The organism is Ruegeria sp. A4 (assembly GCF_056543025.1).
On the sequence record NZ_JBQGAW010000002.1, the window covers coordinates 441321 to 454333 of the forward strand.

The 13013-nt window shown below is 59.8% G+C and carries 12 protein-coding genes; 7 read left to right on the forward strand and 5 right to left on the reverse strand.

The annotated features are described in order from the left end of the window. The first annotated feature begins 49 nt into the window (after positions 1 to 49). Complete coding sequence (locus ACR0E2_RS11245) at positions 50 to 1072, forward strand: polyprenyl synthetase family protein (RefSeq protein ID WP_480446465.1); 1023 nt, start codon at positions 50 to 52, stop codon at positions 1070 to 1072. Here ACR0E2_RS11245 and ACR0E2_RS11250 read toward each other — a convergent pair. The 4 genes from ACR0E2_RS11250 to ACR0E2_RS11265 form a co-directional block, all read right to left on the reverse strand. Continuing rightward, on the reverse strand, positions 1063 to 1533 hold the full coding sequence (locus ACR0E2_RS11250) for a hypothetical protein (RefSeq protein ID WP_152460398.1): 471 nt from the start codon (positions 1531 to 1533) through the stop codon (positions 1063 to 1065). The genes ACR0E2_RS11245 and ACR0E2_RS11250 overlap by 10 nt on opposite strands. Positions 1534 to 1605: 72 nt before the next feature. After that, on the reverse strand, positions 1606 to 2385 hold the full coding sequence (locus tag ACR0E2_RS11255) for a carnitinyl-CoA dehydratase (RefSeq protein WP_480446466.1): 780 nt from the start codon (positions 2383 to 2385) through the stop codon (positions 1606 to 1608). 3 nt (positions 2386 to 2388) lie between these two features. Then, positions 2389 to 4404, reverse strand: coding sequence for an acetate--CoA ligase family protein (locus ACR0E2_RS11260; RefSeq protein ID WP_480446467.1), 2016 nt, complete (start codon positions 4402 to 4404; stop codon positions 2389 to 2391). Between the two features lie 2 nt (positions 4405 to 4406). Next, entirely contained in the window at positions 4407 to 5567 is a 1161-nt protein-coding gene (locus ACR0E2_RS11265; protein ID WP_152460401.1) for an acyl-CoA dehydrogenase family protein, read from the reverse strand. Between the two features lie 80 nt (positions 5568 to 5647). Between ACR0E2_RS11265 and ACR0E2_RS11270 the strand changes: the two genes are divergently transcribed. Then, positions 5648 to 6595, forward strand: a complete 948-nt coding sequence (locus tag ACR0E2_RS11270) for a GlxA family transcriptional regulator (RefSeq protein ID WP_480446468.1) — start codon at positions 5648 to 5650, stop codon at positions 6593 to 6595. Between the two features lie 54 nt (positions 6596 to 6649). Here ACR0E2_RS11270 and ACR0E2_RS11275 read toward each other — a convergent pair whose 3' ends face one another. Continuing rightward, entirely contained in the window at positions 6650 to 7252 is a 603-nt protein-coding gene (locus tag ACR0E2_RS11275) for a helix-turn-helix domain-containing protein (RefSeq protein ID WP_480446469.1), read from the reverse strand. 147 nt (positions 7253 to 7399) lie between these two features. On the opposite strand from ACR0E2_RS11275, the gene glyA reads away from it, so the two are divergent. From glyA to ACR0E2_RS11300, 5 genes are all read left to right on the forward strand, one after another. Next, a complete protein-coding gene (gene glyA / locus ACR0E2_RS11280) occupies positions 7400 to 8653 on the forward strand; it encodes a serine hydroxymethyltransferase (RefSeq protein ID WP_171119388.1) in 1254 nt (417 codons plus the stop codon). Between the two features lie 11 nt (positions 8654 to 8664). After that, positions 8665 to 10047, forward strand: a complete 1383-nt coding sequence (gene lpdA, locus ACR0E2_RS11285) for a dihydrolipoyl dehydrogenase (RefSeq protein ID WP_480446470.1) — start codon at positions 8665 to 8667, stop codon at positions 10045 to 10047. Positions 10048 to 10061: 14 nt separating this feature from the next. Continuing rightward, positions 10062 to 11006: a lipoyl synthase gene (gene lipA, locus ACR0E2_RS11290; RefSeq protein WP_480446471.1), complete on the forward strand. Its 945-nt coding sequence runs from the start codon at positions 10062 to 10064 to the stop codon at positions 11004 to 11006. A 25-nt stretch (positions 11007 to 11031) separates the two neighbouring features. Then, positions 11032 to 12405, forward strand: coding sequence for an alanine/glycine:cation symporter family protein (locus tag ACR0E2_RS11295; protein ID WP_171119391.1), 1374 nt, complete (start codon positions 11032 to 11034; stop codon positions 12403 to 12405). 78 nt (positions 12406 to 12483) lie between these two features. Then, the gene (locus ACR0E2_RS11300) at positions 12484 to 12906 is read left to right on the forward strand and encodes a universal stress protein (protein WP_171635830.1); all 423 of its coding nucleotides are present in this window, start codon (positions 12484 to 12486) and stop codon (positions 12904 to 12906) included. Positions 12907 to 13013: the final 107 nt, after the last annotated feature.

The window sequence follows — 13013 nt, forward strand, 5'->3', positions numbered from 1 at the left end:
TGTGAAATCCGGAACCGCGCATTTGGATCCTGCGGCGAAACAGGATTTTTTGAAAACCCTGACCTTCTACGGGGATCAGGCGCGCGAAACGCTTTTGGGCCTGTTGCCGACGGGTGAGCCTCAGGCCTATCTGTATGGTCCGATGCGCGACTACATCGAAACCTCGGGCAAGGGCTTGAGGCCCGCCCTGCTGTTGGCGACATGCGAAGCCTTCGGCGGAAACAGCGAAAATGCTAGGGTCTCGGCCGCGGTTCTAGAGCTGCTGCACAACGCTTTTCTGATCCACGACGACATCGAAGATCAAAGCGATTTCCGGCGCGGGCGCGAATGTATGCACAAGCGGCTTGGGGTTCCCCTGGCAATCAATACCGGCGACGGGATGCAATCGCTTGCCCTGCGTCTGCTGCGTCAGAACCTGGGTCCGTTGGGCCCGGAAACCGGTATGCGCGTGGTGGATGAGTTCGACCATCTGTTGCAGCAATCCATCGAAGGTCAGGCGCTGGAGCTTGGCTGGATCCGCGACAACCGTTTGAACGTCGATGCATCAGATTATCTGAGGATGTGTCTGAAAAAGACCTGCTGGTACAGTTTCATTCACCCGATGCGCATCGGGGCCCTGATTGCGCGGCCACATGATGTCGCGTCCGGCGCGCTGAATCTGGATGATTTCAACGCCTTCGGCTTTTTCCTAGGTGCAGCGTTTCAGATTCAGGACGACGTCTTGAATCTCGTCGGCTCACAGGACAGTTACGGCAAGGAAATCGGCGGCGACATCTATGAAGGCAAACGCACGCTGATGCTGGGCCAGCTTGGCCTGAAGGCGGAAGAGCCTGAACAGGCACGGTTGGCCGAGATGTTGTCAAACCCACGCGATGCCCGGTCGACGCAAGATGTCGCCTGGGTGCTGGAGCGCATGAGCCATTACGGCAGCATCCGCTATGCGCAGGACGCAGCGAATGATCTGCTGGCCGCGGCCCGTAATGAGTTCGCGCGGGTGTTCGCGGGCACAGAAGACGGGCCGCGCGCGTTTCTGGGACAGTTCATGGACTATCTGGTGACCCGTCAGGTCTGAGCGCCCGCCACCTCGAAAATCACCACAACCGAGGTCTGGTCCGTTCCGGTACAGGCGATCCGACCGTGATATTCACCGGGTTCGGAGAGGTCGGGTATAGTCACCGCAACAGCAACATCCGTTGCTTCCCCCGGTTCAAGCTGGATTTGTGGCGGGATCACACTGATGCGGTTGGCCGGCAGAATGTCGCCGTTCGGATTGGTCAGATCGCCCGGTTCGAACTGCATCTGAACAGGGGCCGCGCCTTCGGGTGCTTCAAAGGACAGCAGAATGGTGGCGGTGCTGCCGGGGTGACAGGATTTGCGACACCTGAACGGACCGTCCAGATGTTGCCGCGGGCCCCGCTCTGTTTCGAGCACGCGGCGCGCAATATCGGAAATCGGTTGATCGTCGAGCTGCGGCGCAATCGGGCTGACCGCCCGAGATGCACTAACATATGGTTTTCGTTCGAAATACGGCATGCCTAACTGTGCACGTGCCGTGCGGATCAGTAAATGGTAAATTCACGCTCTACGATCATGGTAAACGTCTGCCTATTTCCCTTTCCAGACCGGGTCTCTTTTCTCGGCAAAGGCGCGCGCGCCTTCCAGCTGATCTTCGCTGGCATAGAGAACGTCCACGGTTCTGAGCTGACGCTTGGTGATGCGGTTCATGGCATCCTGAAACTTGGCATCTTCGGCATCGCGTACGATTTCCTTGATCGCGGCATAAACCAGGGGCGGTCCCGAGGCCAACAGCCGGGCCAGTTCCCAGGCGCGGTCCATCAGTTGATCCGAGGTGACGATCTCGTTCACCAACCCCCAGCGATTGGCTTCCTCGGCGTCGAACCAACGGCCCGTAAGCAGCAACTCCATCGCGATGTGGTAAGGGATGCGCTTGGGCAGTTTGACGCTGGCCGCATCCGCGACAGTCCCCGAGCGGATTTCCGGCAGGGCGAACGTGGCGTGATCGGCGGCAAGGATCATGTCGGCTGACAAGGCCAGCTCCAGCCCGCCGCCACAGGCGATGCCGTTGACGGCCGCGATCACGGGTTTGTTCAGGTCGCGCAGCTCTTGCAAGCCGCCGAACCCTCCGACGCCATAATCCCCGTCTACCGCATCCCCGTCGGCCGCTGCTTTCAGGTCCCAGCCCGGGCAAAAGAACTTCTCTCCGCCGCCCGTCAGAATGGCCACGCGCAGCTCTGGATCGTCGCGAAACGCGGCGAACACCTCACCCATCCTGCGGCTGGTGACAAGATCGATGGCGTTGGCCTTGGGCCGGTCCAGCGTCACCTCAAGGATCGCTCCGTCGCGGCGGGTTTTGATCGGGTCCATATCTCAGGCCTTTCTTATCAGTGCATCCACGGCAACGGCCTTGTCCGGCGTGCACAGGAGCGGGTTAATCTCGACCTCGCCAAGCGTGTCGGCATTTTGCATGACATAGGCCTGAACGGCCTCGACTGCGGCGATGATTGCATCCATATCAGCCGCCCGTTGGCCGCGATAGCCTGCCAGAATCGGGGCGGTTTTCAATTTGCCAAGCGCGGCACGGATGTCCTCGGGCGTGCTTGGCACCAGCACCGACGCCGTGTCGCGCAGGATTTCGGTCAGCACGCCCCCCGCCCCCAATGTCAGGACAAACCCATGCGCCGGGTCACGGACGACACCGACCAGCAATTCGGCAACGGTTCCGGTGATCATCTCTTCGATCAGGATGCTATCTGTGCCAATTTCGGCTGCGACATCGGCCACATCTTCGGCCTTGATGCCCAGCCGAACGGCGCCGTATTCGGACTTATGCGCAAGCCCAACTCCTTTCACTGCAAAGGGTGCTTCCATGTCCTGCGCGGCCGAATGGGCCTCTGCCGGGCCGCAAACCGTGCGGCTTTGCGGAACTTGCAGGCCGCATTCGGCCAGCGCCCGTTTCGATTCGCCTTCGGTCAGGGTTTGGGTCGCCTCAGCCGTTCCAGGCAACCAGACAGGATGCGCGGACGGGGGCGAAATCTGACCCGCAGCGCGCGTGGCCGCCAGTGCTTCGCGCAATCCCATGAATGGAACGACACCACCGGCCATCAGCTCTTGCGCGACGTCTTCAGGCAGAAGTTCAGGCAGCGTCGCAACAATCGCAAACCGGGCGCCGGTTTCAGCACGCACTTTCAACGCAGCTCGGGTCGCGCAACTCCAGTCGGTCGGATCCGTCGTCGGATAGTCGACGATCGAGAACGTCAGGTCGATGTCGTCACCCGTCATGCCCGACCAGGCCTGTGCCATCGCCTCTTCGTCGCGCCAGATATACGTGTGATAATCCAGCGGGTTGTTCACCGCGACCATAGGGCCAAGCGCGTCACGCAAGCGCGCCCTTTTGTCATCGCTCAACTGCGGGAAACTCAGGCCCGTACCAACCGCCATATCCGCGATCAGGCTCGCCTCACCCCCTGAACAACTGATCGAAGCGATGCGGCCACCCGGCAGCGGCCCATAGCAGTGCAACAGTTTCAGCGTCTCAAGAAAGTCCGGCAACGCGGATAGACGCGGAATGCCCAGCCGGTCCAGAAGGGCCTGCGCGCCCGCATCGCTGCCCGCAAGAGACGCAGTGTGCGAGACCGTCGCGGCCTGTGCCTGTTCCGACGCACCCACTTTCAGGGCGACCAGCGGGATGCCCTTTGAATAAGCCTTGGCGGCCAGCGCCTCCCATTCCCGGATGTCCTTGAACCCTTCGATATGCAGACCCACGGCGGTGACGCGCGGATCATCGATCAAGGCCGAGGCGATTTCGGCCTGGCTGGTCTGGGCCATGTTTCCGCAGGCCATCATGTAGGCAATCGGCAACCCACGTTTCTGCATGGTCAGGTTGATCGAGATGTTCGAGCTTTGCGTCAGGATCGCCACGCCCTTGCCCACAGGGGTGGCCCCGTGCTGGTCCGGCCACAACAGCGCCCCATCCAACGCGTTGATGAAGCCATAGCAGTTCGGGCCAAGAATGGGCATGTCAACGGCTGCAGCAATCAGTTGATCCTGCAAGTCCCCGCCGGTGTCATCTTCGGCAACGGCCTCGGAAAAGCCCGATGCAAAGCACACCGCCCCACCTGCGCCCATACTGGACAGGACACGAACGGCCTCGATGGTGGCGTGGCGGTTGATACCGATGAAAACCGCATCCGGGGCTTCGGGCAGGTCCTCGATGTGGCCGAAAACCCTGTGGCCCGCAATTTCCGACGCTTTGGGATGCACCGGCCAGATATGACCGGCATAGCCCATGCGTTCGGATTGCAGAACAACCTGCTGACACCACGCGCCGCCACCGATGACGGCGATGGATTTCGGGCGCAGCAGCCGGGTCAGGTCTTTGTTCATGGTCAGGCGCCCAAGGGACGAAGAAGATCGCGGCTGATGATGTGGCGCTGAATTTCGCTGGTGCCGTCCCAGATGCGCTCGACCCGGGCATCGCGCCAGAACCGTTCGATCGGGAAATCGTCCATCAAACCCATCCCCCCGAAGATTTGCAGCGTGGTATCCGTCACCCTCGCCAGCGTTTCCGAGGCATAGAGCTTGGCCGAGGCAATCTCGCGGTTTGATGGCAGGTTTTGATCCAGACGCCACGCTGCCGCGAGTGTCAGCCAATCGGCGGCGTCGATCTCGGTGATCATGTCGGCGATCTGGAAACCGACGCCCTGAAACTTGCCGATGGGCTGGCCGAACTGCTTGCGCTCGGCCGCATAGTTCAGCGCATAGTCAAAGCAGCGCCGCGCGCGACCGACCGAAAACGCCGCCACCGTCAGGCGGGTTGCGTAAAGCCATTCGTTCATCACGGCAAAGCCGCCATCAACCTCGCCTAGGACCTGTGCGTCGGGCAGTCGGCAGTTGTCGAAATACAGGATATAGTTCTTGTAGCCCTTGTGGCTGACCGAGTTGTAGCCCTCGCGCACTTCAAACCCCGGAGTACCGCGATCCACCAGGAAAGTGGTGATGCGTTTCTTCGGGCCCTTGGGAGTTTCGTCCACGCCGGTCGCGATGAAGACGATGAAGAAATCCGCGTGTTCCGCGCCCGAGATGAAATGTTTCGATCCGTTGACAACCCAGTCGCCGCCATCGCGCACCGCCTGGCATTTCATACCACGCACATCCGAACCCGCATCCGGTTCGGTCATCGCCAGAGCGTCCATCTTGTCGCCACGTACGGCAGGCAGAAGATACCGTTCGCGCTGCTCGTCGTTGCAGGCCATCAGGATGTTCTGCGGGCGCCCAAAGAAATGCGTCAGCGCCATTGACCCGCGGCCAAGCTCGCGCTCGACCAAGGTGAAATCCAGATGAGACAGACCTGCGCCGCCGACTTCCTCGGGGAAGTTGCAGGCATAAAAGCCCAGATCTATACATTTCTGCTTGATCTGCTCACCCAGCTCAGGAGGCACGGTTCCCGAGCGCTCGACCGCGTCTTCATGCGGGTAGATTTCGTTTTCAACAAAGCTTCGGACCGTCGAGACGATCATGTCCTGTTCTTCTGTCAGACCAAACTGCATGGCGCGTGTTCCCTGGATCGGTGGTTGACCAACCAAACGCCATCGCTCATGGTCTCGGCATGCAGAGTTGATATAAAATCATGCCAAATTCGAAAATTTTGACGCGACAATACAACATCCTGCTCTTCAACGGGTTTTCGAACCATTGCCTTGCAAACATGGTCGAACCGCTCAGGGCTGCGAACAACCTGTCGAGGCAGGTTTTGTATTCATGGCGTTTCTGTTCCATTGACGGAGACCCCGTGCAAAGTTCCAGCGGCCTTGTCGTTACACCGAATGGTCCAATCTCTGACCAGCAAGGCGACGTTCTGGTAGTCATGCCGTCTTATGGATATCGCAAGCTGGACACGCGATCGACCACACGCAACGTGCTGGCTGCAGCCCGAAAACACCGGCAAGTGGCAGGGTTGGATACCGGCAGCTGGCTGCTGGCCCGGGCCGGTTTGCTGGATGAGCACCGGGCAACCATTCACTGGGACGAACTTTCCCGGTTCGAAGAAAGCTTTCCGGCCGTGGATGCGGTGCAGGAACGTTTTGTCATCGATGGCAACAGGCTGACCTGTTCCGGGGCGATGGCCGCGTTCGATCTGGCCTCGGCCCTTATCCGCAGGGATCACGGCCCCCTTTTGTCCATGGAAGTCGGGCATCTTCTGATGAGCCGAAATGGGCAGGATCATTACCCTTTGCCTCTCAAGTCCGAAGACACTTTGGTCAATCGCGCACTGGCTGTCATGCAGGCGAACCTTGAAACACCGCTTTCTATCAGGGAACTGGCGCGCAAGATCGGGTGTTCGCAAAAGCGGATCGAAATGCGCGTTCAGGCGGAGCTCAAGACCACGCCGCAGGCGCTGTACCGCCGACTGAGGCTGAACCTTGCACGCAATCTGGCAGAAGATACCGAGCAGTCCATCGCCGAAATCGCCGGTCGTTGCGGATATGAAAACGCCAGCGCCATGACCCGGGCATTCAAGGCAGAATTTGGCCTGACCCCGACGGCGTTTCGCCACCGAAGCCTGTCTGACGGCTGAATGGGGTGCGCATGGCGATGCCCGCTTTTCTGGAAAACCAAAGAACCCTGGGGGCTATTCCAGCGAAACCCACAGCACCTTGGCGTCTTCTTCGCTGGTCGAAATACACCCATGCCCCATTCCACTGTCATAATAAAGCGAGTCACCGGCCTTCATTGGCAAAGGGCGGTAATGTTCAGAAACGAAGATGAGTTCACCGCTGAGCACAAACATGAATTCTTCTCCGGAATGTCGGATCCACGTCTCGAACTCCGACAGGTCACGCGCCTTGATTGTCGCGATATAGGGCAGCATTCGCTTGCTGGTCAGTTCGGGGCAAAGCAGTTCATGCAGGTAAGTGGGCGTATCCTTGATTTCCCCCTCGCCTTTCGGAGTGAAATCACGGCGGCCTGAAATGCCGGATTGACCCGACTGAAGAAACAACTGCGGGGTGCTCATATCCAGGGCCTGTGTCAGACGCCGTACAATGTCAAAGCTTGGCTTCGTCTGGTTGTTTTCGATTTTGGACAGCGTCGAGCGCCCGATACCCGCAGCGCGGCCGGCTTCTTCCAGAGTCCACCCTTTCGCGCGCCGCGCATCGCGGATGGAGCGGCCCAGAGCCTCTCCTTCATCCAGAAGTTCCTGTCCGGAAACATCATTTCGGCTTTCGTCGCCCATTGAATTCCCCCTGTTTTATCAAAGGTTACATGCCTCCCAATATATACGCAACTTCTTGAATAAGAGATTTTTGTTGCCTAAAGCGCATTATTTCCCCTATAGGAAACAAAGTTTCGCACTGAGGATTCGGGGCAAAAGGAGGAGACTATGTTCAAAACGTCGCTGATTGAGGCAGATCCCGTCATTGCCGCGTCCATTTCGCGCGAGGGTGAACGCCAGGCGGAACAGATCGAGTTGATCGCCTCGGAGAACATTGTCTCGAAGGCCGTGATCGAAGCGCAGGGTTCGGTCTTGACCAACAAATATGCCGAAGGCTATCCGGGCCGCCGCTATTATGGCGGCTGCGAATATGTCGATGAGGTCGAAGTCGAGGCGATCGAACGCCTCAAGAAACTGTTTGGCTGTGAATATGCCAACGTTCAGCCCCATTCCGGCGCACAGGCCAACGGGGCCGTCAAGCTGGCGCTGCTGAACCCGGGCGATACCATTCTTGGCATGTCGCTGGATGCAGGTGGCCATCTGACCCACGGTGCGAAACCGGCGCAGTCCGGCAAATGGTTCCGGCCCGTGCAGTACGGCCTGACCGATGCAGGGTTGATCGATTATGATCAGGTCGCCGAATTGGCGCGGGCGGAAAAGCCCAGGCTGATCATCGCAGGTGCGTCCGCCTACTCGCAAAAGATCGACTTTGCCAGATTCCGTGAAATCGCGGACGAGGTTGGCGCATGGCTGCTGGCCGATATGGCTCATATTGCCGGATTGGTGGCGACCGGCCTGCACCCCTCGCCTGTAGGACACGCACATGTCGTGACCTCGACCACGCACAAAACACTGCGCGGGCCTCGTGGCGGCATCATCCTGACCAATGACGAGGCGCTGGCGAAAAAGATCAACTCGGCCGTATTCCCAGGCCTGCAGGGTGGCCCGCTGATGCACGTCATCGCAGGCAAGGCGGTGGCCTTTGGCGAGGCACTGAAACCCGAATTCAAGGAATACATGCAGCGTGTCGTTGACAGCGCATCGGCCTTGGCAAGCGTCATGATGGCGCGCGGATGTGACATCGTTTCCGGCGGCACCCAGAACCACCTGATGCTGGTCGATCTGCGCCCGATCGGCGTAACCGGCAAGGACGCCGAGGCGGCGCTCGAGCGGGCCGGCTTTACCTGCAACAAGAACAGCGTTCCCGGAGATCCGGAAAAACCCACCATCACCAGCGGCATCCGTCTTGGCACCGCCGCCGGGTGCAGCCGTGGCTTTGGCCCGGAAGAGTTCAGGCAGATCGGCCATCTGATCGGTGATGTTCTGGAGGCGCTCGCGAAGTCTCCTGACGGTGACGAAACCGTCGAAAAGGAAACCCGCAAACAGGTTCGCGCACTTTGCGCAAGCTACCCGATCTACTGAAAGTGCGCGAAATGAATACCTATGACCTCATCGTTATCGGGGGCGGACCGGGCGGCTATGTTGCCGCGATCCGCGCGGCTCAGCTGGGGCTGAAAGTGGCCTGTGTCGAAGGGCGCGGCGCACTGGGCGGTACCTGTCTGAACGTGGGGTGCATCCCCTCCAAAGCGTTGCTGACCTCCTCGGCCAAATATGCCGAGCTTGCACATCTCTCCTCCCATGGCATTGCGGTCGAGGGGGCCAGCATCGACGTCAGTGCGATGATGGGGCGCAAGGACAAGATCGTCGGTGATCTGACCAAGGGCATCGCGTTCCTGTTCAAGAAGAACGGCGTCGATCTGATCGAAGGCTGGGCCAGCATCCCGGCCACTGGTCAAGTCAAGGTCGGCGACAGCGTATACGAAGCAAAGAACATCCTGATCGCGACCGGATCCGAGCCGACCTCACTGCCGGGGATCGAGATTGATGAGCAGGATGTGCTCAGTTCGACCGGTGCAATCGCGTTGCAGAGCGTTCCGGATCATCTGGTGGTGATCGGTGCAGGTGTCATCGGTCTGGAACTTGGGCAGGTCTGGGCGCGTCTGGGCGCCAAGGTCACCGTGGTCGAATATCTGGATCGCGTTTTGCCCGGCATCGATGGCGAGATCGCCAAGCTGGCGCAGCGGGCGCTGTCCAAACGCGGTTTGAAGTTCCAACTGGGCCGAGCCCTCAAATCGGTTGAGAAGACCACGGCTGGCCTGACTCTGACCGTAGACCGCGTCGGCAAGGACAAGCACGAGGTGATCGAGGCCGACAAGGTTCTGATCGCTGTGGGCCGTCGCCCGGTGACGCGCGGGCTTGGGCTGGAAGAGCTGGGCGTGGCCGTGAACCCGCGCGGCTTCATCGAAGTCGACAGCACGTTCCAGACGTCGGTGCCCGGGATCTATGCCATTGGTGACTGTGTTCCTGGCCCGATGCTGGCCCACAAGGCCGAAGAGGACGGCTTTGCCTGTGTCGAGATGCTGGCCGGCGAAGCCGGTCATGTCGATTACAACACCGTGCCGGGTGTGGTCTACACCGATCCCGAAGTGGCCTCGGTTGGTCAGACCGAAGAGGCCCTGAAAGACGCGGGCGTCGAATATGTTGTCGGCAAGTTTGCCTTCATGGCCAATTCGCGGGCGCGTTCGACGGGTGAAACAGATGGCGCGGTCAAGGTTCTGGCCGGTTCCGACGGCAAGATCCTCGGAGCCCATATCTGCGGTGCCCATGGCGGCGATCTGATCGCCGAGCTGGTACTGGCCATGACCAAAAGCGCGACCGTCGCCGAGGTTGCGGCAACCTGTCATGCGCACCCGGCGATGGGCGAGGCGGTCAAGGAAGCCTGCCTCGATGCCATGGGCCGCGCAATCCACGCGTAAGTGAGGACAGCCAGATGACCATCCAGCTTCGACCACGTCACCCGGAAAAGGCCAAGAAGGCCGACAGTGTCATCCCGCGCAAACCGAAATGGATTCGCAAGAAGAAGATCGAAAGCGCCGCGTATTACGAAACCCGGCTTCTGATGCGGGATCACGATCTGGCAACGGTTTGCGAAGAAGCGGCCTGCCCCAATATCGGAGAGTGCTGGTCCAAACGGCACGCCACCATGATGATCATGGGCGAGATCTGCACGCGGGGCTGTTCGTTCTGCAATGTGGCCACCGGCCGCCCCGATGCGCTGGACGCGTTCGAACCCGGCCGGGTTGCGGCAGCGGTCAAGAAACTGGGCCTGCGCCACGTGGTGATCACGTCGGTTGATCGCGATGATCTGGCCGACGGCGGGGCCGAGCATATCGCCCAGACAATCCGCGCCGTACGCCATCAGAACCCCGGCACCACTGTCGAGGTTCTGACCCCCGACTTCCTGGGCAAGGGCGACGCCGCAAAAATCGTCTTTGACGCAGCGCCGGACGTGTTCAACCACAACCTGGAAACCGTCCCGCACCTGTATCCGACGGTTCGCCCCGGCGCGCGCTATTATGCCTCGCTTCGGCTGTTGGACGATGCCAAACGCTCGAACCCCGAGATTTTCACCAAGTCGGGTCTGATGGTCGGGCTGGGTGAAACTCTGAACGACGTGCGTCAGGTGATGGATGATCTGCGCGCGGCCAATGTCGATTTTCTGACAGTCGGGCAGTATCTGCAACCGACACCGAAACATCATCCGATTGACCGGTTCTGGTCGCCGGAAGAATTCGCCCAACTGGAACAGATCGCCCGTTCTAAGGGCTTTTTGCACGTGTCAGCCACGCCGCTGACCCGTTCATCGTTCCATGCCGACGAAGATTTCACTGCTCTCAAGCAGGCCCGCCAGCGGGCCATCGCGACCGGGGCATAAACCAAACGCAAATGGGAGGGAAACCATGGAAGCGTTAAATTCAATCGTAGGGGCCATCAATGGCGTCGTGTGGGGGCCGATGATGCTGGTCCTCATCCTCGGCGTTGGCTTCTTCCTGCAGGTCGGGCTGAAATTCATGCCGATCCTGCGCATTGGCACAGGCTTCAGCCTGTTGTTCAAAGGCCGTGAAGGGCAGGGCGAAGGGCAGATCAGCCCGTTCAACGCACTGATGACTTCGCTGTCGGCGACCATCGGTACAGGTAACATCGCCGGTGTGGCCACTGCTGTCTTCCTGGGCGGTCCAGGCGCCTTGTTCTGGATGTGGATGACCGCCCTGGTGGGCATGGCCACTAAATATGCCGAAGCCGTCTGTGCCGTAAAATATCGCGAGAAAGACGAACTGGGCAACTATGTCGGCGGCCCGATGTACTACATCAAGAACGGTCTTGGTGCGAAATGGGCCTGGCTGGGCGTGGCTTTTGCTTTGTTCGGCGCGGTTGCTGCCTTCGGCATCGGCAACGGTGTGCAAGCCAACGGTGTTGCTCAGGTGCTGGAAGCCAATTTTGGCCTGAACACCTCTGTCACTGGCGTTGTTCTGATGGTTCTGACCGCAGCCGTTATCCTGGGTGGTATCACCCGCATCGGTGCGGTTGCTGGTAAGCTGGTCCCCTTCATGGCCGTTGCCTATATTATCGCGGGCCTGCTGGTTCTTCTCATCAACATCGGCAACATCGGACATGCGCTGTCGCTGGTCTTTACCTATGCGTTCACCCCGTCCGCCGCCGAAGGTGGTTTCGCAGGTGCAGCCGTCTGGGCCGCCATCCGCTTCGGCGTGGCACGTGGTGTGTTCTCGAACGAGGCCGGTCTGGGTTCGGCCCCGATCGCGCACGCCGCTGCCGAGACCAAAGGTCCCGTCAACCAGGGTCTGATCGCGATGCTGGGTACGTTCATCGATACCATCATCGTCTGCTCGATCACCGGTCTGGCCATCATCGCTTCGGGGGCATGGACATCGGGTGAATCCGGTGCGGCGCTGACCAGCCACGCGTTCGAACTGTCGCTGCCGGGTATCGGCGGGTATCTGATCGCCATCGCTCTGTCGATCTTTGCCTTCACCACCATCCTCGGCTGGTCGTTCTACGGCGAGAAATGTGTCGAGTTCCTGCTGGGTGTGAAATCCCTGATGCCCTACCGCGTTCTGTGGATCGTGATGATCTATTTCGGCGCAACCGCGGATCTGGGCTTCATCTGGCTGCTGGCCGATACGCTGAACGCCATGATGGCCATCCCGAACCTGATCGCCCTGGCGCTGCTGAGCCCGATCGTCTTCAAACTGACGAAAGAGTTCTTCGCCTCGGGCGGCAAGTCCGAAGAGCCGGGTGGCACACCTGCCGAATAAGCTCGGCCCCACCAAAACGGGGGGCCATCCCGGCCCCCCGCCTTTGAAACCGAATTCAATATCTCGAGGAGAGACGTGATGGCCACGAAAATTCTGCTGCCCATTGATCACACCGACGACCGCTCGTGGAAACTGGCCCTGCCGGTCGCTTTGGAACAGGCAAAATTCTACGGTGCCGAACTGCATGCGGTTGCCGTCATCCCCGAGATCATCCAGCTGCCGAACCTGCCCGCCAACTATGGTGCCGGCGCAAAGGACCACGTGCGGGGTGCGGTTCAGGCGATTCTGGATCATGCCAAGGCTTCCGACGTGCCGGTCCATGTCGAAGAAGGCAGTGTTTACCGCGAAATCCTGAAGCTTGCCTACAAGGAAGGCTTTGATCTGATCGTCATGGCATCGACCAAGGGCGATTTCCCGAACTACGAGATTGGCCCGAACCTGGCCCGTGTCGTGCGCAATGCGCATTGCACCGTCATGGTCGTCCGCGACCAGTCCCGCTGATTGAAAGGTTGAAGAAATGACCACACCGAAGCGCACGCCTCTCCACTCTTTGCACGTCGAGCTTGGCGGCAAGATGGTTGATTTTGCTGGTTGGGAGATGCCTGTTC